This window comes from Noviherbaspirillum aerium, from assembly GCF_008929045.1.
Taxonomy (GTDB): domain Bacteria; phylum Pseudomonadota; class Gammaproteobacteria; order Burkholderiales; family Burkholderiaceae_D; genus Noviherbaspirillum; species Noviherbaspirillum aerium.
In genome coordinates, this window is sequence record NZ_VFAH01000006.1 from 197,978 (window position 1) to 220,193 (window position 22,216).

Annotated in this window: 21 protein-coding genes; 15 read left to right on the forward strand and 6 right to left on the reverse strand. The window is 53.8% G+C overall.

The genetic code is table 11. The annotated features are described in order from the left end of the window. Positions 1-166 precede the first annotated feature (166 nt). Positions 167-727, forward strand: coding sequence for a dihydrofolate reductase family protein (locus tag FH061_RS11580; protein ID WP_151635980.1), 561 nt, complete (start codon positions 167-169; stop codon positions 725-727). Between the two features lie 185 nt (positions 728-912). On the opposite strand, the gene FH061_RS11585 is transcribed toward FH061_RS11580, so the two are convergent. Beyond that, positions 913-1,866: an alpha/beta fold hydrolase gene (locus tag FH061_RS11585; protein WP_151635981.1), complete on the reverse strand. Its 954-nt coding sequence runs from the start codon at positions 1,864-1,866 to the stop codon at positions 913-915. Between the two features lie 126 nt (positions 1,867-1,992). On the opposite strand from FH061_RS11585, the gene FH061_RS11590 reads away from it, so the two are divergent. The 3 genes from FH061_RS11590 to FH061_RS11600 all read left to right on the forward strand — a co-directional run bounded on the left by FH061_RS11590 (position 1,993) and on the right by FH061_RS11600 (position 7,872). Then, positions 1,993-2,583 (forward strand): CGNR zinc finger domain-containing protein, encoded by a 591-nt coding sequence (locus FH061_RS11590; RefSeq protein ID WP_151635982.1) that lies wholly within the window; start codon positions 1,993-1,995, stop codon positions 2,581-2,583. Positions 2,584-3,634: 1,051 nt separating this feature from the next. Next, entirely contained in the window at positions 3,635-6,148 is a 2,514-nt protein-coding gene (locus FH061_RS11595; RefSeq protein WP_225984613.1) for an ATP-binding protein, read from the forward strand. A 602-nt stretch (positions 6,149-6,750) separates the two neighbouring features. Beyond that, positions 6,751-7,872, forward strand: coding sequence for a type IV pilus twitching motility protein PilT (locus FH061_RS11600; RefSeq protein ID WP_151636070.1), 1,122 nt, complete (start codon positions 6,751-6,753; stop codon positions 7,870-7,872). On the opposite strand, the gene FH061_RS31755 is transcribed toward FH061_RS11600, so the two are convergent. Both FH061_RS31755 and FH061_RS31760 read right to left on the reverse strand, forming a co-directional pair. Further along, positions 7,792-8,298, reverse strand: coding sequence for a tyrosine-type recombinase/integrase (locus FH061_RS31755; RefSeq protein WP_404822447.1), 507 nt, complete (start codon positions 8,296-8,298; stop codon positions 7,792-7,794). The two genes, FH061_RS11600 and FH061_RS31755, sit on opposite strands and share 81 nt — an antisense overlap. Further along, positions 8,225-8,545 carry a phage integrase N-terminal SAM-like domain-containing protein gene (locus FH061_RS31760; RefSeq protein ID WP_192805020.1) on the reverse strand — a complete coding sequence of 107 codons (321 nt, stop codon included), beginning with the start codon at positions 8,543-8,545 and terminating at the stop codon, positions 8,225-8,227. Before FH061_RS31760 ends, FH061_RS31755 begins: the two co-directional genes overlap by 74 nt. A gap of 190 nt (positions 8,546-8,735) precedes the next feature. Between FH061_RS31760 and FH061_RS11615 the strand changes: the two genes are divergently transcribed. The 4 genes from FH061_RS11615 (at position 8,736) to FH061_RS11630 (ending at position 10,832) form a co-directional block, all read left to right on the forward strand. Beyond that, positions 8,736-9,236: a YegJ family protein gene (locus FH061_RS11615; RefSeq protein ID WP_151635984.1), complete on the forward strand. Its 501-nt coding sequence runs from the start codon at positions 8,736-8,738 to the stop codon at positions 9,234-9,236. Positions 9,237-9,338: 102 nt separating this feature from the next. Beyond that, a complete protein-coding gene (locus FH061_RS11620; RefSeq protein WP_151635985.1) occupies positions 9,339-9,578 on the forward strand; it encodes a hypothetical protein in 240 nt (79 codons plus the stop codon). 92 nt (positions 9,579-9,670) lie between these two features. Next, the gene (locus FH061_RS11625; protein ID WP_151635986.1) at positions 9,671-10,156 is read left to right on the forward strand and encodes a hypothetical protein; all 486 of its coding nucleotides are present in this window, start codon (positions 9,671-9,673) and stop codon (positions 10,154-10,156) included. Between the two features lies 1 nt (position 10,157). Further along, positions 10,158-10,832 (forward strand): hypothetical protein, encoded by a 675-nt coding sequence (locus FH061_RS11630; RefSeq protein WP_151635987.1) that lies wholly within the window; start codon positions 10,158-10,160, stop codon positions 10,830-10,832. Positions 10,833-11,395: 563 nt separating this feature from the next. On the opposite strand, the gene FH061_RS30410 is transcribed toward FH061_RS11630, so the two are convergent. Beyond that, entirely contained in the window at positions 11,396-11,554 is a 159-nt protein-coding gene (locus FH061_RS30410) for a hypothetical protein (RefSeq protein WP_192805021.1), read from the reverse strand. Between the two features lie 228 nt (positions 11,555-11,782). Next, complete coding sequence (locus tag FH061_RS11635; protein ID WP_225984614.1) at positions 11,783-12,223, reverse strand: CBS domain-containing protein; 441 nt, start codon at positions 12,221-12,223, stop codon at positions 11,783-11,785. 1,092 nt (positions 12,224-13,315) lie between these two features. Here FH061_RS11635 and FH061_RS11640 point away from each other — a divergent pair. The 4 genes from FH061_RS11640 to FH061_RS11660 all read left to right on the forward strand — a co-directional run bounded on the left by FH061_RS11640 (position 13,316) and on the right by FH061_RS11660 (position 16,624). Further along, positions 13,316-13,840, forward strand: coding sequence for a MerR family transcriptional regulator (locus FH061_RS11640; RefSeq protein ID WP_151635988.1), 525 nt, complete (start codon positions 13,316-13,318; stop codon positions 13,838-13,840). A 587-nt stretch (positions 13,841-14,427) separates the two neighbouring features. After that, positions 14,428-14,787 carry a hypothetical protein gene (locus FH061_RS11650; protein ID WP_151635989.1) on the forward strand — a complete coding sequence of 120 codons (360 nt, stop codon included), beginning with the start codon at positions 14,428-14,430 and terminating at the stop codon, positions 14,785-14,787. Between the two features lie 245 nt (positions 14,788-15,032). Then, entirely contained in the window at positions 15,033-15,266 is a 234-nt protein-coding gene (locus tag FH061_RS11655; RefSeq protein ID WP_151635990.1) for a hypothetical protein, read from the forward strand. 380 nt (positions 15,267-15,646) lie between these two features. Then, positions 15,647-16,624, forward strand: coding sequence for a hypothetical protein (locus FH061_RS11660; RefSeq protein WP_151635991.1), 978 nt, complete (start codon positions 15,647-15,649; stop codon positions 16,622-16,624). A gap of 401 nt (positions 16,625-17,025) precedes the next feature. On the opposite strand, the gene FH061_RS11665 is transcribed toward FH061_RS11660, so the two are convergent. Next, entirely contained in the window at positions 17,026-17,925 is a 900-nt protein-coding gene (locus FH061_RS11665) for a LysR family transcriptional regulator (RefSeq protein ID WP_151635992.1), read from the reverse strand. Between the two features lie 106 nt (positions 17,926-18,031). Here FH061_RS11665 and FH061_RS11670 point away from each other — a divergent pair, with 106 nt between their 5' ends. The 3 genes from FH061_RS11670 to FH061_RS11680 all read left to right on the forward strand — a co-directional run bounded on the left by FH061_RS11670 (position 18,032) and on the right by FH061_RS11680 (position 22,107). After that, a complete protein-coding gene (locus FH061_RS11670) occupies positions 18,032-18,916 on the forward strand; it encodes an alpha/beta fold hydrolase (RefSeq protein WP_151635993.1) in 885 nt (294 codons plus the stop codon). 647 nt (positions 18,917-19,563) lie between these two features. After that, positions 19,564-20,934, forward strand: a complete 1,371-nt coding sequence (locus FH061_RS11675) for a tyrosine-type recombinase/integrase (protein WP_151635994.1) — start codon at positions 19,564-19,566, stop codon at positions 20,932-20,934. Between the two features lie 96 nt (positions 20,935-21,030). After that, complete coding sequence (locus FH061_RS11680; RefSeq protein ID WP_151635995.1) at positions 21,031-22,107, forward strand: hypothetical protein; 1,077 nt, start codon at positions 21,031-21,033, stop codon at positions 22,105-22,107. The last annotated feature ends 109 nt before the right edge of the window (positions 22,108-22,216 follow it).

Below are 22,216 nucleotides of genomic sequence, written 5' to 3' on the forward strand. Positions count from 1 at the left end.
AAACGTCTGATCAGATCATCAACCAGCGAACGCTTGCGAAAAGGTCTTATAGCTTGCAGGCGCATCCGGCGGCATAGCCTTGTCGAGCGACAGCTAAGTCATGCTTGTCCATTGTCCGGCAAACGGCACTCCAGCGGTCGGTCCAACTCGAAGTAGAATTGTAGCCATGGGACTCTTGACCTTCAGCATCAACCTCACACTCGACGGTTGCGTCGATCACCGGGAGGGAATCGCCGACGACGAGACGCACGCTTTCTTCACCCGTCTCATGGACGACGCAGGGGCGATGCTGTGGGGCCGCGTCACCTACGAGATGATGGAGAGCTATTGGCCGGCGGTCGCTCGCGGCGACGAGAAGGCGCCGCCAGCGATGCGCGAGTGGGCGGTCAAGCTGGAGGCCAAGCCGAAGTACGTGGTGTCGTCGACGCGAACGGATTTCGGTTGGAACAACAGCCACCACATCGCTGGCGACTTGCGTACGAGGGTGCAGGAGCTCAAGCAAGCAACCCCTGCCGGCGTGCTCCTCGGTAGCGGCAAGCTCGCGACCGAGCTGGACCGGCTGGATCTGATCGACGAATACAGGTTCCTCCTCCACCCCAGGATCGCCGGTCACGGCCCGACCCTGTACCAGAGCGGTCTACCCAGCACGCGACGGCTCGAGCTGGTCTCGGCAACGCCACTGCGCAACGGCGCCGCCGCCATGCATTACCGGCGCACGCGCGGCTAGCAGGCTGCTGAAAAACCCTTTGCAGGTGGGAGCGCGAAATATTCTGGCCGTTTAAAACGCCTTACAAGCGAATATCTTGAAGTCGCCAATGGTTTGAGCACCCTTGAAAATCAAAATAGTGGGTGAAAAATCGTTTTTCAACAGCCTGCTAATGGTGGATGGGCGAGAAATCACCGAAGCTAATGTCAGCGCTTGCCCGCACCGACATGGCGGTCGAGGAAGCTGCGCATTTCGCGTGCGATATCGGCGCCATGCGTTTCGATCGCGAAGTGCCCAGTGTCGAGGAAGCGCACTTCCGCTTCCGGGTTGTCGCGCTTGAATGCCTCGGCCCCGGCGGGAATGAAGAACGGATCGTTCTTGCCCCAGATCGCCAGCGTGGGCGGCTGGTAGCGGCGGAAGTAGGCGTGCACTTGCGAGTACTGCTTGATATTCTGGCCGTAGTCCATCAAGAGGTCCATCTGCACTTCCACGCCGATGCGCTCGGTAGCCGCGTGCGCAAGGATGTAGCCGTCAGGTGCAACGCGGGAGGTGTCCTTGACGCCCTCCATGTACTGCCACTTCGTCATCTCCAGCGTGTTGAACTTGCGCAGGCCTTCACGGTTCTCGGCCGTCGGATCGGCCCAGGCTGCGCGCATCGGCGCCCAGCCTAGGCTTAGCCCTTCTTCATACGCGTTGCCGTTCTGGGTGACGATGGCGGTGATCTTTTCCGGATTGCGCACGGCAAGACGCCAGCCTACCGGTGCGCCATAGTCGAACACGTACATTGCGTAACGATCCATGCCCTTGGCAACAGTGAAGGCATCGATCACCTTGGCCAGGTTGTCGAAGCTGTAGCGAAACGACTTGTCCGCGGCAGTCATGCCAAAGCCCGGCAGGTCCGGTGCCACGACGCGATAGCCGCTTGCCAGGTAAGGCATCAGATCGCGGAACATATGCGAGGAAGCGCCAAAGCCGTGCAGCAGGAGCACAGCCGGGGCATTCTTCGGACCAGCCTCACGGTAGAACACGTTCGCGCCATCGACCTGGATGTTCCCGTGGTGCACGACCGGGGCTTGGGTTGCGGCTTGTGCCTGGACAGTGCCGACGCTGGTGGCGGCGAGGGCTGCGGCGAAGACGGCGGGACGGATACCTTTGTTCATGATGCTCTCCTTGGTGGCGGCTGGTAACTGGTAAAAATCATCTTTACAGGTTATTGAATGGAGTATTGCACGCATCGAGTAACCATTCAAGTATAATTTTTATGGTTATTTCAAATGGAGGGCGTCATGGCCGATAGCGAACTTCAATCCGGCCCGGCAGAACCGATGCTGCTGGCTGACCACCTGGCGCTGGACCTGCTCAACACCGAGGCGGGAACCGGAGGGCAGCGCATCGATTTCTGGCGCAACGGCGAGGACGTATCGCGGTGGCTGCAGCGTTGCGGCATTGATGGAGGAACTCCGGAAGCGGTCGATCAGGAGGCTTTGTTGGCCGCGGCGAAAGACCTGCGTGCGACGGCACGCGAGCTCATCGAATTGCGCAAGCGCGGCGAGCAGGGAGATCCACAGCGGCTGAACAGCTACCTGGCGCTCCAGCAGTCGGTACCGGTACTCGAGTGGACAAAGGACAGCGTGCGCCTGGTGCGGCGCGGGCTCTTGCAGTCACCGCTACACTCGCTCGGCAAGGTGGCCGAAGCGGTAGCAGAGCTGTTGGCGACAGGGGAATTCGAACTGGTGCGCCAGTGCGAGCATCCGGATTGCGTCATGTGGTTCTACGACAGGACAAAATCGCATCGCCGACGCTGGTGCAGCATGGCCTTGTGCGGCAACCGCCATAAGGCGGCCGAGTTCCGAAAGCGTCAACAGGTAGAGAAATAGGGACCGGAAACGGCCACACAGTTCTCTACGTATTCGTATAGCAGTGATCCCATGCGTGGTCCTGCCTCAGCGCCTGGTTCTCGCCTGAGTCCACAATCGGTCCGCTGCTGTTTGCAGCCGACCGTTGGCCTTATGCCTCTCATTCAGTCAACACCAAGGCTTGGCGTGCGCCTCAGCTATTCATGATAGAAGTCGATGAAAGCCCGCACTTTCGCGGTAAGCAACCCCCGAGGTGCAGACCCCATGGACTGCTGCCGAAGGCAAGCTCCAACCAGGCAACAGTAACCGCAGCGTCCCGCTTGCCAATGGGTCCCGCACACTGCACTCTTCCAGCACGGACATGACGGCGCCGCCCTCGATCAGAGCGCACAGGGATGAAGGTGAATCGACCCGCATTCACACTCGAACCCGGACTGTCACTGCGCCTTCAGGTAAGGAGAATGTCTAGGGGTTTGAGTAAGGAGCTAGGTAAGGGGCTGAGTAAGGAGCTGGGTAAGGGGCTGAGTAAGGGGCCGGGGCTCGCCGCAGACGGCGCAGGCAACATGTTCATTACCAATCCGTTCAATCACGGAATCGATAAGCTGAATGCCGACGGCGAGACCACGCTGGTTGCCGGGAAACCGGGCGAATCCGGCAATTCGGACTGATGGCCTGAGCGAGGCGCTGCGGACCACCGGGTATGCCGCAAGCGTTGGATAATCATTATCTGGAACCGCACGCCCGGCCTGTTTCACGGTGGAATAATCACTACCGGTCCGCGAAGATAGAATGACGCAGCGCAATTATCCGCTTCCAGGAGAGCGCAACGTCAGGTTAGGCTCGGCAAGGCAAAATCTGGAAGGTGTCCTGAAGCTCCCAGCAGCACACTTTCGGTCTAGCGTCGAATGCGGCCATAAGCAGACGATTGCTGCATCCTGACTTCGTCCTCAATTCACAACCTAACATTGCAGCGTATAACCAGGATTTGTTACGTCGCAGGTTTCCCGACTTTTCAGAAAAGGCGACATTCTGTTAGCGTCTAGCTTATCGCCTTTTTATCGCCTTTTCCGCAATGACAATCTTATCCGGGCAGTTTCCCCTGAGCCATCATCCAGCTTTCCTTTCCGGTGGTGGTGAAGTGGGCAAGATGATGCGCGCCAAGGACTGGTCAGCATCGCCAATCGGCCCAGTCGCCACTTGGCCGCAATCACTTCGCTCCATGCTGGCAGCGGTACTCAACTCGCCTATGTTGGGGGCGGTGCTCTGGGGGCCAGAGCTGTTGTTTTTCTATAACGACGCCTACATCCCCTCGTTAGGCGAGCGCCATCCTGACGGAATCGGCCGTCCAGTCAGCGAAGTCTGGGGAGCAGCTTGGGACCAGGTTTCCGAGCCGTTCTATCAATGCATCGCCACTGGCATCGGTTTTCAGACGTCCAACGTCGAGATACCGATGATTCGCAATGGCCAACACGTGACGACGTATTGGGATTTCAGCGCGACTCCAATCTACGGCGAAGACGACACGATTGTCGGCTTGCTCAATCAGGGCGTCGAGATCACCGCCCGTGTCATCGCAGATAGAGAGAAATCAGCAGCGGCACGCAACCTGGATTTCCGGCTCACTCTGGCGGACCAACTGCGTCCTTTGGTAGATCCCGATGAAGTCATTGCAACGGCCAGCGAGTTGCTTGGCAAGCATCTGGACGTAGCGCGCGTGCTGTACGCCGCAGCTGACGAATCCGGCGAAATCCTGCGCATCAAGCGTGATTGGGTCAATGGCACCTTGGCTTCAATGGCGGGGGTCGTGCTCAAAATGGATGATTTTGGCCCGTTGATCGGTGAAGCAATGCGCGCCGGGAAAACGGTAGTAATTGCCGATGTCATGAGCGATGAACGCTCGTCTTCTTACGGCCATGCCTATGCAAGCATAGGCATACGAGCGTTTGTTGCGATACCCCTCATAAAAGAGGGAAACTTTCGCGCAATCTTGACCCTGCATGATACCCATCCCCACCCTTGGACTGAACATGACGTGGCCTTGGCGCAGGATATGGTGGACAGGACATGGGCAGCGGAGGAAAGTGCCCGCGCCCAAGCCGAACTGCGCATCGAACGCGACCGCAGCCAAGCCGTCTTCGACACGATGAGGGAAGGCTTCGGGATGGTCGGCCGCGATTGGACCATGCTGTACATGAATGCCGAAGGACTGCGAATGGGCGATCGATCCGGGCATCAGATAGTTGGTCGGAATCATTGGGACATCTGGCCGGAGCACGCTGGAACGGAAGTAGAGCGCATGTATCGCCGGGTCATGCAAACGCGGCAATCTGAAATGCTTGAAATCCAGCATCCCCACGCAGACGGAACCGTCACTTGGCTCGAACTTCGGGTCTATCCAAGGACCGATGGCGGACTTGCCATATTCTTCCGGGACGTTACCAGCCGCAAGGAGGCAGAGGAAAAGCTGCGGGACGCCGACCGGCGCAAGGACGAGTTTCTGGCTATGTTGGCGCATGAGCTGCGCAATCCTCTAGCCCCCATCGGCGCTGCGGCCGAGCTGCTGCAGATGGTCAAGCTCGACGAGGCACGGGTGCGCCAGACCAGTCAAATCATCGGGCGTCAGGTCGAGCACATGACCGGTCTGGTCGATGATCTGCTTGATGTGTCGCGCGTTACGCAAGGCAAGGTCGAGCTGGACAAGGCGCCGCTGGATATCAACCATATCCTGACCGACGCTGTCGAGCAGGTGAGCCCACTGGTGGGCGCAAGACAGCACCGGCTGATGCTGGACCTGTCACGCAATGGCGTCTTGGTCTCGGGTGACAAGAAACGTCTGGTGCAAGTGGTAAGCAATCTACTGACCAATGCCGCCAAGTACACCCCTGAAGGTGGCACGATTTTGCTAAAGACTGCTTTACGGGAAGACCGAATCCATATTGAGGTCACCGACAACGGCATTGGCATGGATAAGGAACTGGTGGAGCGCGCCTTCGACATGTTCACGCAGGCCGAACGCAGCTTGGACCGGTCTTCGGGTGGGCTCGGACTGGGGCTAGCGCTTGTCAAGAGCCTAGTCGAGCTGCACGGCGGCACTGTTACCTGTGCCAGTGCCGGGCTAAGCCAGGGCAGCACCTTCACCGTCTGCCTGCCGCGCCTGCTAGAGAAACCAGCGTCGGTGGGCCAGCGCCAGGGCGGCGACTGGGTGCAGCCGGCGCAGGCGCCCTTGAAGGTGATGGTGGTGGACGACAACGTGGATGCGGCAGTGATGCTGACCATGCTGCTCGAAGCTGCCGGCCATGAGGTGCTGGTCGAGCATGGCCCCTATCGAGCACTGGAGCGCGCCAAGGCCGACAGACCGAAGGTGTGCCTCATCGACATCGGCTTGCCCGAGCTTGATGGCAACCAGGTCGCGCAGCGACTGCGCAGCCTGCCGGAAATGGCCCATGCGGTGCTGATCGCCGTAACAGGATATGGGCAGGAGAACGACCGCAACACTGCCCTGGCTGCAGGCTTTGATCACCATATGGTCAAGCCCGTCGATACTAAACACTTAGCTGCAATACTGAACGCGATCGCTGTCCGATGACATGACTGTCCGCTCAGGGTCGCGTCCGGCACTTTCGTTCTACCCTTGCCGAACCGTGGCGCAACTCCAAAGAGTTCAAGAAGGATGGCGCATCAAATAGGCATTCATGCATTCGTCTGGACGACACCCACGATTCGAGACTGGCTGCAACTGCGCTGAGACGGCTGCAAGAGGCTGGCACGCCGTGTGAATTGGAATTGCTTGACGGTCTGCCAATGGACGGATGTTTAAAGATTGCACGGGAATTGGGCGTGCCAGTTCGGATGTATGTCTCGTACGGCGAAGCATATCTGCCATATGCACCTTCCCAGCTGCGGCATCATCCACATATTGCCTGGTGGATTTTAAGGGACAGCATTACGGCGATGCAGCGAAAGATTCTATGATTCCACCCTTGTGAGGTACCGATATCGGGAACGCTATAAAGTTGATTTCTTCCCGGTGATTCGGCTCATTTGAGCTGGCGGCCGATCGGCCGCGGGGCCTGACTAGAGCGACGGAATCACCCGGGACTTGGTTGTTAAAAAATATCTTGCTGCACGGCATTTTCCGGCATTCAGGTTTTATAATCAGTGCATCAATCGCATCGGTTATTCAACATGATGGAATACCACCAGTCCTCGCAGATTCCGACCCTTTCGTACATCGAAAATGAAGACCACCCGGTGATGGGAACCCTGGTCGAGCAGATCCTGCATTTGCTGAATTCGAAACTGGTGTTTTCCGACATTATCATCCACCAGAACAGCCCGCTGATGCTGCGCCAGCCAAAGGGTCTGGTGGCAGTCACCGATTCGCCCATCACCAAGGAAGAGCTGGAAGAGTTCTTTGACGTCATCCAGCCGAACTGGGCCGAACGCATCAACGAGCGCGCCTTCGACCGCTCGATAGACCTGCATACTGCACGCATCCGCGCCAACTGCTTCAGTTTCCAGGGCAGGAAGCGCCTGGGGTGCGTGATCCGCCGCTTCCCGAAGGAGCCGCTGGCGCTGGCCGAACTCGGCCTTCATGCCGACGAGCAGGAATTCGCACGACTGACCAGCGGCTTGGTCCTGATCATCGGCGATACCTGTCAGGGCAAGTCGACGACGATTGCTTCCCTCCTCGACGAGATTAACCGCCAGCGATCCGGCCACATCATCACGATCGAGGATCCGGTCGAGATCCTGATCCCGCAGCGCAAGTGCATTATCACCCAGCGCGAGGTGGGCGAGGACGCCGACGTCGGCAGCTACTACCTTGGCGCGCTGGACGCGCTGCGCGAACGACCCGACGTGATCGTGATCGGCGAGATCCGTGATGCCCAGACTGCCCAGGAGGCGCTTGCCTTGGCCGAATCCGGCCCGCTGGTTCTGGCCACCCTGCACGCGCGCTCGACTGAGCTTGGCTTGCAGAAGATGCTGCGCCTGCTGGGCAATTCCGACGCCCAAAGCCAAGCGCTGGCGCACGCGCTGCGTGGCATTCTCTGCCAGGCGCTGCTGCCATCCAAGCAGGGCAACCGCTACCATCTGGCCACCGAGTGCCTGACCATCAGCGCGGCCGTTGCATCGATGATCGAAGAGGGTGACCTGGGCGCCATCCGCGCCCACATGAACGCCGGCCGGGATCCCGGCTGCCACACGATGAACAACGTGCTGGAAAGTCTATTGGCGTCGCATAAGGTGGACCTTGACGATGCCCGGGCGGCGACGACGGATCGGATAGGGTTTGCGGAAATGGTGTGAGTTGTCTGTTAAAACTCGGCGACTGTTATCTGCAAGCCCGATCAGGGACGTGTGTCGGAAAAGCGTCAACAAGCAGACCTTCGTCAGAATTCCACTGCGGCTAAGAACCGGCCAAAAGGAGTCATACAGCGATTCCGCATACGCCAACTGCTCGCGTAGTGGCAGGACCAAGGACAGCGTAAGCATGGTCAGCCGGTCCTTGCCCCGCTTTCCTTGGCGGATGGTGATGTCCCTGCGCCGGAAGTCGACGTCCTTGATCCGCAATTGCGCGCATTCCATCAGACGCATGCCTGTCCCGTAGAGCAGTTGGGCAATCAGCAAATAGGTGCCCGACATCTGGGCAAAGATCAGATCAATCTCCTGTCGCGATAGAACAGTCGGCTGCCGTGCCGGCTTTGCTGCCGTGGACAGAGCTTGTCGATCCAGGGCAGCTCATCTGGAGGCCTTGCTTGTACAAGAACAGCAGAGCGCACAAGGCTTGATGATGAGTTGATAAGAAAATGCCCCTTTCGTTGGAGAGGTACGACAGAAAGGCATGAATTTCCGGCGCTCCCATGTCTGCGGGATGGCGCAGGAGATGAAAGCGGATATACCATCTTGTCAATACACAAAGACTGACGGTGGCGAGGCTGCAGTGCCTGTGTTTCAGGCAACGCCGTAGCTGGTCGAGCAACTTGGCTGGTTGCCCAGAAACAGGATGTCGGGTGCCGTTTTCATGATTAATTAGGATTTTGTTAATGTACAGTATGCTGCTGCCGGCTAGGCGGCACGCGCCTTGCGGAGGACTAAGCGAAATGGTTTATCAGGCACTATCCCGTTTTATCAGGCAGACCCTGCGGTATAAACCTAGTTAGGATTACTTGATGCGCCATCTTGCTTTTATCTCACTCTTTTTGCTCACCACGCTGCCGGCCCAGGCTCAGTCCGTGATTGAGAAGGCAAAGAAGGACGAACTTCTCTTCATGCAGGACGAGGAACCAGAAATGCGTAAAGCCTTTCTCAAAGCTAGTCGTTCGCTGGACGACTTCCTGTTGCGTGCAAAGACACCTGCACGAGGAACTTCCTACTACGCCTTAAAAGTAGAAATTCGAGAAGGAAAAAACACTGAATATTTCTGGATTGGCCCCTTTGAACAAAGAGGCGACGAGTTTTCGGGAACGTTAGACAATGCACCGAGGATAGTTAAAGGCGTTCGGGAAGGACAGATCTATCCGTTTCGGAAATCACAAATTGTTGATTGGACCTACTACAACAAATCAGAGCACCGTATGTATGGCAACTTCACGTTGTGCGCGCTGCTTACAAAAGAGCCGCCTGAAGAGGCCAAGAGCGCTCAAAAGAATTTTGGTTTGAAATGCGAGTGAAACCTAACTCCACATTCGACGCTTACGCAACGCGCCGGTCAACCTAGAACGTTATATGTAACACCTCCGCTGTCAACATCGTTGTGAAAGCTTCTGCCTGACATGATCAACTTCAATTATCTTTTTGCTGCTGCATTCTTCATTTGGGTATGCGTCGGAGTGATCTGGCTATTTCCGCAAAAGATGAGGCTAATGAAGCGTGGCGGAATGTCGAGCTCTCTTGAGCTGAACAACCTTGCAGATAATGGCGATATCGAAGCCAAGCAATTGAAGCGAAAAACTACTGTTTTTATCGTTGTAGGACTGCTCGTTTTGGTACCGCTACGATTAATGTCACAGTAGGTTCATGGTGAAGGGGTCTTTGCATGTTCTATGACTCGCCATTTGACGCTTACGCTTTGCGTAGATCAATTTAGTTGTTATATCCAGTAGCCATGAGAAGAAAAACTTTTGCTGTTTTCACCAATTTCCTTGTCGCGTTAACTCTTCTAAAGGGACCGTCGTCATTCGCCGCTGACGAAAAATCGAGTACGGATGTTCCGCATTTCGAAATCTACAATAGTTCAATAGCCGCACCCAAGAAAATGCATGCTGTGGTTCGGAGTCAATCTGAACCAGAATTACTCTGGAAAGACATGCAGAGCGAAGTTAAGGCAGCGCCGGTTATTGATCTTTCAGAACATATGATGCTCGGGATTTTCCTTGGGTTCAGACCTGCGAGCGAAAGATCAAATCTGACACTCGTTTCTGTAAAGCGAAAATCCGATCCTGACCGGATCGAGATCACATACAAGATTAAAGAGCGAGATCGCACGGAACCGCCTTCGCCCAGCCTTACCGCATTCATGAGCGACCATGGATTGTGGCTTGTTCCGCGTTCCAAGCTGCCAGTACACTTCATACACCCGATAGGCAAGTAGCATGGGGGTACATACGCTGTCATCAATACTGACGCGACTGCATGCGCCGGTTATTGTGGACGTTATCGTGCAAAAGAAAAATACACATAAATTTATTGCGGGCGCATTACTCTTCGCCGTCATATTAACAGCCGGATGTTCAGACGAATATTCAACAAAAGATTTTCAGGTTGGACCAAATGGGGAACCGCCCAAAGCTTTGAAAATAGTTTATGCAAAGGAATTTACGGCTGAAAGAAAAAATTATGTCAGAGCGTTAGGAGAAGTTCACGCTTTTCTAATCGAAAACAATTTCATTCCCGTCGTGTACAAGCCCTGCTTTCACGATGTCCTGGATATACGGGTAACTGCCGACATCCAAAAACATAAAAAGGCATTCCCCTGCGTTGCTGTCCAAGCAGAGAACGGGGCTGAATATACCCAAATCTATCTTCGAGTCTCGATTATTGACGTAAAGTTCAACCAGCTAGACGGCAATAACAGAGTTATCTACGCCGTTGAGATCTTTGGCAAGGAAAAGTTAAGTAGGGTTTTTGAGGAAAACGTTGAACCATGCTTATTCAAGCTTTATTCAGGTAGAACACCCCGGTCATCGCCACCGCCGAATAACTCGTTGCCGAACCAGGACGAGCAACAGAAAATTCCCGCTTCGCGGCCAATGAGGCTTGCTTGTTAGCGGAGCGTTAGATATCAAAATGCTGAAGCATACAGGTCATCGGCGACTCTTCGTTCTTGGATGCGTCAATCTGGCTATCGCAGTCGCCATCATGTTTCTTTTGCCTGACCATTTTGGTCTTTGCGGTTTTCTTGCTCAGGAAATCGTCTAGTAGCAAAGGAGGTAAAACCTCGTACTATGCCGAGTCCGCTGAAGAGCAATGGCAAAAAGGAGCACGCATCGCACCGCAGCGACTGCGCGGGCGTGCTTCAAGATCGGACCAGCAGAAGGGCAAGGAGAAGTAAGATGAAGAAAATGATTCTAACTTGCCGCTGGAAACGGCCGTTTCACACCCGTTTTTTGAATTACTTTGCAATTCGAGGCAGCTCAATATAAAAATGCCTTGCCCAACTGGAAGTTTTTTATTCCTGTCACACCTCAGCAGACTTCCCCCTGCTTGAAGCCTTTGCCTTGACCCGTACCAAAGTCAATACGCGGCCCATCTCCAACCACGTATTCCTCAGAGCGGGTAAGGGTCATGCAGCTCTATTTTCGATCATGGGGCGTATTGGGTCGCCCTTCTCTCAGGAATACCCCGCCTTCTTCCTTGCTTCCATGTTCTTCTTCTCCACTCGACTACGCAGCGTGACCCTTTGGTAGACCATGGGTCCTATGAGGACAGCGGCGGTCATCCACGGCAACAAATCCTCAATTTGCTGACGTTGCGCGGCGCTCAGTTCCATGACCATGCACTCCGCGTTGGACAGGTGACTACAGTCACGTCTCCAGATCGGCAATCAACAATTAGGGCGGCAGGCCCTATAGCGTTATTGCCTTGACCGGCTTAGTCAAGGCCGGGGCGGATTGCCTCCGGGACCAGACGTTGCGACGCGACATGGCGAGGCCATGGGAAGGAGACGCAACGCCATCCCGGAGGCAATGCGGCCGGAATCAGCAGGGTCGGTCAGAGTCTAGTGCAATGGCGCGCCTTGCTGCGGCTCCGAGATGCCGGACAAAGCATCGGACGCGGGATGGTCCGCGCCGGCGTTTGCGATGTCGCCAAGGCTCAGAATGCCTACTAGGCGCTTGTCGCTGTTAAGCACGGCCATGCGGCGTACCTGCAGGTCGCCCATCCGGCTTGCCACGTCGTCGATGTCGTCATCTTCGAAACAGTATTCGATCGAATCGGTCATCACATCGCGGATGCTTGCATCCGTCTTGCCCTGTGCCAGTGCGCGCACAACGATATCGCGATCCGTCACCATTCCCACCAGTCGATCGTTCTCGCCAACCGGCAACGCGCCGCAATCACCTTCCGCCATCATTTTGGCTGCGTCCATGATGCTTTGGTCGGGGGCGGCGAGCTGTACATCGGGCGTCATTACTTCTGAGACACGCATGATATCCTCCAAGCAAGTTAAGAAAATCCTCCCTGCTGTACACGGCGTTGTAACGGTTGTGCGCCGATCTTCACCATAGTCGATTATTGAGAAGGAGAGCCATTTATCTGCTTGATGATGGACGAGAGTCAGAAGAGCAAGGCAGCGGGAAACTGCGTCCTTGTATGGATCATTTGGCAAAGGGTGTGACCAATGGACGCAATGGATGTTTGCGTCAGGCAGCACGCCAGAAGACGTGCTTTTATGCCGCATTATCCTCCATCGAATTTCCCGGCCACATCATTAGACGGGTAAGAAAGTCGAAATTCCGTACCGATCTTCCAATGCATTGGCGGGCTATTTCAAAGCAGCCGCTCGCCACCGACATGGGGTAGCCAATCAGGAATTAAATGAGCAGTCAAGGCGTGCACGTCGTCAAGGGTTCAACCGGAGCCGTAATCGTCAGTTCAACGTAGTCAAAGGTCCAGGTAATACGAAACTGCAGGAAGCTACAGCAGCATTGCTCCCGCCGAACCAACGTTTCAACTTTTTCGGCAACTTCAGTTTTATAGGTCAGATGTGCACTTTGACCTTCATCCGATAAGCCACCAAACCCTTTGATGTAAGTTCACTCATCCATTGCGCAGCGCCCTTAACTCAACAGCTGACAAAGTAGATGCCACGGGTGCAGCTTTACTGACATTCATTGCTAAGCCTTTCGGGTAGAGGCCGAAGTCTCAGAACCGCTGCCACATTCGCAGCTCCCATCGACCGGCAGGATCGCGAACGTTTTATGGCCGTGCGGCGGCGTAGCAGAAGGAAGCCACCGAGCGCTACGGCGGATACAACTGCAATCTCCATATACCAGCCAGTTGTCGCCATTCCAAGGCTGGACAGCCCAAGCCATGCTAATAACGGGGCTAGCAAGGGAGCACAGCATGCCGCGCAGGCGGCCAAGGCAACGCCCACCGCTCCTGCAGTTCCTACTTTCGCAACCGTCGATTCACGCCTTAATTGCATTTCTTTCATGATTTCTCCTCTTAGTGGTACACAAGTAGTTTTGCTTGCATCGAAGGTACAACCTCAAGTAACTTGAGGAGCAAGGAGTTTTCGGAGGAAAGCACGATGTCGCAACTAAACCTGACGATCGGTGCACTGGCTGCGCATACCCATACCAATGTACCAACCATCCGTTACTATGAAGAAATAGGCCTGTTACCTCAGGCTCAGCGTGCTCCAAACGGTCGGCGTTACTACCGTGATGCCGACTTGAAGCGGCTGACCTTCATCAAGCGCTGCCGCGACTTTGGCTTTCCCATTGAGCAGGTAAGGGAACTGGTTAAGCTGTTCGAAGATGGCGACCGCTCGTGCATCGAAGTGAGGGACCTGGCTCAGATGCACCTTGATAAAGTACGCGAGAAGCTTGAGGAAATGCGGCAGCTCGAAGCAAGTCTGGTCAACTTCGTGGAAAGCTGCGATGAGGCTTGCTGCAAGGGCCCTACAAGGGAATGCTTTATTATCGAAGGGCTGTCCGCAGGCGAGGCTGACAAGCCAGCTGTCCAAGGAGGCTGCTGTGGTACGTTGCCAAATCAAAGGAAAAATTCTACATCGGTAGAATCCACCGCGTTCAAACAAATCAGGCGCACATAGGCATGGAATGGACAGGCGGTATTGCCTGAACCTTTTGATTGTTCTTCGTTACGGCGGTTGCCGGTTTGGCCGGATGCCATCTACCTCCTGTTCTGGCTGTCAGGCAAGAGAAGCATTCGGTTGCTGCTGCCAGCGACACTTAGCCTTGCGATCTTTTTGGTTACTGGCTTTACACTCGACCGCGAGCAGTCGAGTGTATACCGCCTATGGTGCCATTTACATCACGACTGCGCTTGGTTAGTTGTGGCTGGTTCATGGCGTATCTTCGACCTGGGCTGCATATATGTCCTGGCTGTTTCGGCTTGGAAGTATTTGCATTACACATCCGGACTTGCCCTAATGCCATCCCATGAATATGAGAGGGCGATTGATCCTAATAGAGACACTAGGTTGGCAGGGGCTCCCTAACCTCCAAGGGTACTTTGGTACACAGAAGGTACTTCCATCTCCTCAACTGAGTACCCCACTTTGGATCCATTGTTGCCTTTAAAGAACATTGGGATTCCTTAGCTCAACCTTGCCTGATATAGTGAAAGCTCACTAGGTCACTAGGTCCTTTGAGACCCACCGGTACCAAAGAGCTTCAAATGACAAAGATACATCTAGGCTTCAACTGGCTTGCTCTGATAATCGTGATATCAGGAGTGGTCCTCGGAGCATTTTCCTCTGCTGAAATAGCGGTGTCAGTAGCTCTCTTTGGTGCGCCTCCATACGTCACAGTCATTGCTCTAAGATTCCTTCGGAAAAACATCTTTGCTGCTGCGCTCGCCGTAGGTGCCAACTGCTTTTCTGCACTCATCTTTGGTGCTGCTGGAGCATTCACTCTGACTGGCCTTGGAGGGCTCGTAATGCTATTCCCTTTCTTCCTCGCTGCCTTTTCCTTAAGCGTCATGAATGTGCTTGTACTGGTCCATTCTGCACGTATAGCAGCCAAAGAGCCGGCCTAAGCTAGGTACACAGTATCCTTGCCACGTTCAGTTTAATAAACCGTATAGCCTCTGCAACTCTGTTTGCGTTTCTACTCTCGTCCTGTGGCGGTTTAGACATTGCAGCAGCCGCGTCCTATGAAGGCTCAACGTTAGTAGTCAATGGCGTGCGATACGAACGTCCTGTAGGAATTTACGAATGTCGAATGCCGCCGCATGGTTCCATCTGCACTCCTACCAGTACGTTGCCAAGATATTTGAGTGGAATGATTTCGCTGGAACTAAAAGCAGCTGATGAAAAGCTCGTTACCGACCGACTTAGCGAGTACGGCCTGTCAATTATCGAACGCAGTACGCTCAATCCGATTGAAGATCGACCTGCTCTTACCTTCTTGATTGTAGAGGTGCCCACGCTCTTTGAAGAGCAATGGGTTGAGGTGCTTCGTAAGGAGCCGTCTGTTAGCGGCGCTTGGACAAATGACATTTACTACCTGCCGTAATGCGTCCCTCGCTGCCTTAATTAGCACCCTACCCCCATGATGGTTACTTTGGTACCCAGAAGGTACGCTGGTCTGTAGGGCTGAGGGGCTAAGGGCAGCCCCAGGCCCTCGCTCTCAGATTCTGGCGGAACCCTTCACACATGTAGAAAATTTAACAACCAGAACAAAGCAAGCTTTTACCTCTCTTTTGGAGCGATCTTGGGGAAGATTAGGAGGGGTACTTGGATTAGGAACCTTGTTCTAGGAAACCTTAGACCAACGCTAAGTCCAGTGGTGTCTGAAACCAGCTCAGCAAGCGAACGCTGCTCCTATTCTTCCACTCTCTCTCAAAACTTAAGAAATCCAAATCGATTTGCCAAGCATCCCCATGCTACAAACATTTGCAAGCACGCGAGTTTGTTGAACTATGGAAATCAATTCATGTCTACTTCCCGCAACTTTTTAATCTGATTGATAGAAATGTATATCGATCAACTTATTCGCGAAAGAAGAGAAAGAAGAACATGAAGTACAGTAGCTTGCAGGGACGGAAATTACTTGCCGCCGGGATCATTGCAGCCTTTGTTGCTGGTTGTGGTGGCGGTGGCGGTGGCTCAACGTCTTCTGATGCGGTGCAGCCTAGTCCAAACAATTCAAGTGCGACACAAACACTCCCGCCTTCCAACTCTACTCCTGTAGCATCGACGCAGCCTGTTCAGCCTGCCGATCCAACGCCCGTAGTCTCGACACAAGTGTTTGACATCGAGAAGGGGATGAACAGTTATTTCATGAACGAGGCAACCTACAAGTTAAAAGCGAGTGACGCAGCTGGCCATGTGTACGAGGTGACAGAGACGATCACTCCTATCACAAGCACACGGTTCCTCAACATCGATCCGAACAACGACATCCGTGGATCGTTTGAATCAACTACGTTCTACATTGACGGGAAAGTCCAGAAGGCTATTGAATCGCCGTTTTCTTCCGATTCCTCATGGTCTGTCTTGTACTTTAAGATGGGCTCACCTTTCACTGTAAATGGTTACTCAGAATTCAACACACTGAAGCCCATCGCTCAAGCCTACCCGCTTCCTGCTACTGCAAAAGTCGGTGAATCTGGCGATCTTGCATTGGTCGCAGAAAAGACGTTCGTTGATGGGACCAAGGCAGAACAAGACTTGTTCGGATGGGCGCTTGAAGCTGACACTGCAGAGACTGCTTGGCTGTGTTTCACTGAACGAACCTTGGTCACCGTGGGTACGACCTCTTCTAAATCAGAGGTTCAGGCGAAGCGTTGCTCGAAGATCACCCCTGCAGGAGCTGTCATCGGGGCAAAGGCTGATGTGTACAGTGATACCGAAACACTACGCTTCCGATGAAGTTGACTTAAGGCGTCGGCCCAGTCCCTATTCCACACCTTGAATACGGAAGGTAACTTTGGTCTCCTAGGGCTTAGGGCACTAGGGACTACCCGGGGGGCCTGTGGGTAAAAAAGATGCCGGGGTGTTCTGGGGGACTTAGGGGCGTGGGGTACTCCGGGGGTCTCTCTTTTGAAACTCCAAGAAATTCCCTCACTCATGCAATGGACTCAACAACAACCAAGAGTTGACCTTTCGATGCGATGTCGTACTGCCGTTACAAAATGCGCAGCCGATAATCCCACCATTTCGCCGACTTAGGTGGTGTCGGACTGTGCGCCCTGGGCCGCTGCTGGCGCTCGGTTTTCTTCTGCGCCAGTCCCCGTGTTGGGACATCAACTTCCATCCTAGGCTGGCAACCCTTATTCTGGTTTCCCGACATAGGCACCTAGTTCCTTACTGAGATGATCGAACACAATCTTGATGCGATGCTCATTGCGCCTGTCACGATGCATCGCCAGCCACATATCCAGCGAGAACTTCACCGATTCAGCAAGGACCGGCACCAGCTCGGGATGGCGCCGGGCAATCCCTGTCTGGCAAACGCCGATGCCGCCGCCACTGCGCAGCGTAGCTAATTGTGCATGATCGCTATCGGAGCGAAACGCAAAGTCTTCCCTTCCTATATTTAGGCCCCATGACTTGGCAAGATGCACAAATGTAGGATCGCGGTCGAAGCCGATCAGCGCATGGTGGACAAGGTCGCCATGCTCTTTCGGGACGCCATAACGCTTCAGGTAATTGCGATGCGCAAACAAGCCCAGTCGCACTGCGCCAACACGTTTTGCCACCAGTGCTGCCTGTTCAGGTCGAACCATCCGAACCGCCACATCGGCGGCAGCGTGCAGCATGTCTTCGTTGCGGTTGCTGAGCGCCAGTTCGATAGAAATACCAGGATGCGACTCCCGCAAGCGCACCAGGACAGGCGGCAGCACCTCGACACCGATTACCTCACTCGCCGTGATGCGCACAGTGCCGTGTTCCTCGGCCTCTCCAGCAGATGCGGTCCTCATGATCGCTTTCGACAACGAAGCCATGGCTTCAACCGAATTCTCTAACTTGCGCGCGGCTTCGGTTGGCACCAAGCCGTCAAGGCTGCGAGTAAACAACTTAACGTCGAGAGCGGCTTCGAGAGCGTCGATATGCCGGCCGACAGTGGGTTGCGTTGCTCCAAGTGCGCGGGCAGCGCCAGAGAGGCTGCCTTCCTTCATCACTTGAAGGAAAGAGCGGTAAAGATTCCAGTCAGGTTCATTTCTGGCCATACATAATTGTATAGCAGGTGAATATATTTAGGCGATTGTTGTTTAGATACCCTCTGGCTATAGTTTCTGTATTCGCTGCTTTTGCTAACCAACCTTGGGGTCTGTTATGAACACTACGCTTGTTACTTCACCTGCAATTGTTACTCCCGCGTCACCGGAGCAGAGCACCTGCAGCCTTTTAGCCGGAGTAACTCAGTTTCTTCAGCTGGCCGACGGCAGAATTGCCTATGACGATACGGGCGGCGATGGCCCCCTGGTGATTGCGCTGCCGGGAATGGGGGACTTGCGCCAGCAATACCGTTATCTTCGTCCATACCTGACTGGTGCCGGGTTTCGCTTGGTGACGATGGATGTACGCGGCCAAGGCGAATCGTCGATGCGCTGGGATGATTACTCTGCTCAAGCGGCTGGGCAGGACGTTCTTGCGTTGATGGCGCATCTGGGTGCCGGTTCCGCTATCGTGATTGGAAATTCGTTTGCTGCCGGGGCAGCGTTCTGGGCTGCACGCCAAGCGCCGCAACACATCCGTGGGGCGGTCTTGATCGGCCCGATCGTGCGCGACCTCCCGATATCGCCGCTTACCAAGTTCGCCTTGAAAGCGGCATTTGCCGGCCCTTGGCGCGGCTGGTTCTGGATGACCTACTGGAACAGCCTGTTTGCAACCCGCAAGCCGGCGGACCATGCGCAGTATCATGACCTTTTGAACAAGAACCTGCATGAATCCGGGCGTTTCGATGCGCTGAAGACCATGGTTGGACTTTCCAAGGCAGAGACGGACGCGCTCATGGACGGCATCAAACTGCCTAGCCTGGTTGTGATGGGCACCAAGGATGCAGACTTCCCGAATCCTGAACAGGAAGCATGCTTACTTGCTTCTAGGCTCGGTGCGGAAATGCTGCTGGTAGAAGGTGCAGGCCATTACCCCCATGTGGAAATGCCTGAGTGCACTGGTCCAGGGGTCGTAAAGTTCCTCAAGCAGCTGTTAGGGTAAGGCCGCTTTGGGTCGAACCACGTCGGACATCGATAGATCCGAAACGTCGGATGATAAGTTCATACCGGACGCTCACTGCTTGCAATGTGGCTTCTCAGATTCGTCAACTTCTACCTGTCCTCGGCCAGCCAAGGAAACTGTTCGTGCCCGCGCAAGGCAGTTCCATTCCGCTGAAGCACGTATAGGCTGCCCAGCACGTTCGGACAGGGATTAACCTTGATGGCTCTTGGCTGTTAGCGCTGTGCGATAACTAATACGACTGGCGTAAGGGAGTGTGTACTTGATTTCGGCTTATCCGAAAGACAGTCTATAGCCGCCGCGAAGGCGGCTTGCGACTAGGTTTGGATTAATCGACGAACCCAGCAAAATTTGCCAGTTTTTGACAGTAAACAGCGAGTGACCTTAGTGAACACTACCAGCAAAAATCGCTCTGAGATTGGTGCCGCTGACCGGAATCGAACTGGTGACCTTCGCATTACGAAATCGAAATTCTAAGTATTTATTAGCGTTGATGCAAATGCCTTGAAGCTAGTAGTATGTTGAATGTATTGAATTTTTTCTAGATGTAGTAAAAAAAACGCGTTGATGTATGTTGATTGCCATTGCATAATTTCGGGTACATGAGGGGTACACGGGAGTATGCAGAAATGGTGCGTGTAAAATTAACTGCTGGGCGAATAGAAAACTTTAATTGTCCCAATGACAAACAGCAGGTTTTTCTACGTGATAGTGAACAAGTAGGATTAGGCATAAGAGCAACGATTGGAAGTAAGGCTTATATCTTTCAAGGTAAGCTGAACGGACATGTCGTCCGCATGACTATTGGTAGTACGACAACATGGACTATAGACAATGCTCGCAAAGAAGCTCGCCGTCTTAAGGCCATCATTGACCAAGGGCGAGACCCTCGTGAAGCTAAAGCTGAAATCACAGCTGCGGACGTCGCAAAACGTGCTCAAGCGAAACTGCACAAGGTACCGGCTTCTGAAGCCTGGGAAGCGTACCTAAAAGCCCGCGAAGGAAAATGGAGCGCTCGTACACTTTTAGACCATCAAAGATTGAATTCTGTCGGTGGAAAGCCTAAAACTAAAGGACGAAAGAAAGGTGAGGGCGATTACACGTTGGCAGGACCGCTAAACTATTTATTGGCGTTACCGTTAGCGAAAATCACACGCGACACTGTTACAGAGTGGTTAAGGCTAGAACAACACCGACCAACTGTCGCCCGAAATGCGTTCGTCCGGCTACGTGCATTTCTAAATTGGTGCATGGACCATACCGAATACAAAAGCCAAGTTCATCCTGACGCCTGTAGTACACGCATAATGCGCGCTGAACTACCTAAATCTCAGCCAAAGGAAGATTGCCTACAACGCGAGCAGTTGAAGCTATGGTTCACCAATGTGAACAAAATAAGCAATCCGATAATCAAGGCATATTTGCAAATCTTGTTGCTAGTCGGCTGCCGCCGAGAAGAACTAGCTTGCTTGTGTTGGAAAGATGTCAATTTCCAGTGGAGAAGTTTGTCTATAGCTGACAAAGTAGACGGCACGAGAGTTATACCTCTTACGCCTTATGTAGCAAAGCTCCTAATGGAGCTGCATGAGCTAAATACTACTCCGCCTAAAATTCAATCCTTAAATGCGAAAGCGGTGGATGAACTACCATGGACCCCCTCGCCATGGGTATTTAGTAGCCCGACTGCCGCTGATGGACGTATCAAAGAACCAAGGTCTGCTCACAACAAGGCTCTTATAGCCGCAGGGCTACCTCATGTCACTCTACATGGCTTGCGTCGGTCGTTTGGAACGCTGTGCGAATGGATAGAAATGCCCGTTGGAATTTCGGCCCAAATCATGGGACACAAGCCGAGCGCCTTGGCTGAAAAACATTATCGCCGCCGGCCGCTGGACCTGCTTCGTACGTGGCACGACAAGATAGAGGCGTGGATTTTGGAGCAGGCTGGTATTTCGTTTGTACCGGCCCAGAATGGGCTACAGGTGGCAATACCTGCTTAGCAAGTTTGGCTGTGCCTAGCTCGACGGAGCGAACGGGTGGCAACCCTTATCACCTTGGCGCAGCCGCCTGTTTAAGGGGCGTCGGAGGGGCGCATTATGAGGCTACGTGATCTAAAGAAATGGTATTCGTTAAAGGATGCTGCCGTTCGGCTGTCGCCCACTTTGAGTGAGACGGTGGAAGTCGGCGATTTGCTGCAGTTAATAGTGGAGAGAAAATTACAACCATCGTTGATTTTGCAGGGTGAAAATGCTCGAGAGGTGCATTGGCATCGTGACGAATATTCAAAAGGAGATCAGTCCAGGGCTGCCAAACTAGCTCAAGAGTTTGTTCCTCAACCGGACGACGCCGAGACAATAATAGGTATAAGTTACTGGAAGCCGATATCTGATGATGTCGTCGGACTTGACGGTCTTTACGGCCTAAACATGGATGAAGGGCATGCCAGAGACCACATACTTTCCTTGGTAACGGGTAGAGGTGGCGACAGAGATTGGTCGCAAGGCTCAATAGTGTTCGACGAATACGGACGAAACTGGCAACTATTGGAAAGGCGCAACAACTCGGGACGATATGCACAATACCCAGATGGAACAGTTGTTGACATTGTGACCCCGCGTTCGATCACTTATCACCCCCGAGTCCATAGGCCCGGTCTCGACGAAATCGTAGTGAGTAGTAGTGACCTTGAATTATTTGAACGTAGCCTCTTAGTGCCTACAGAGAACGACTCTGAGAAGGCCATCCAGTCCACCAAGCCTGCCGTAATAGCGCGCTTCGCTCCCGTTGCGGAAGATTGGCAGGAACTTATGCCGAGCGGTGAACAGCTCGACAACCGGCGCGTCATGGAGAGCAGATCTATCTCAGACCAGTCGTGCAAAGACGTCGCAGACCTAGGAAGCATTCCTGGTGCTATTCCGCGAGTCGCCAACCGAAAATTGGCAATCAAGGCAGCATGGACGATCGAAAGCATTACTAAGCGTGTGGCGTCAACGAAGGACGTCATGCAGCTGTTGCAAACATGGGCTGACTCTGGTGCAGAACCAGAGGTTTTAATTAAGTCAGATAGGCCCAAGAAAGCGGTCATCTGGCGCACGGGTAAAGGAAAGCAGAAGTTATTTGATGTGTTTGCCTGCGAAAAGGCACTCGAGGCGTGGACAAAAAGCCGCCCCTAAGCCGACAGTAGACCCAATAAGCCGACACTGAGCCCGCTAGTACAAAGCGGGCTTTTTTATGCAAAAAAATACGTATCGCTATGCGCTGCACTGTGAATAGTCACAGAGG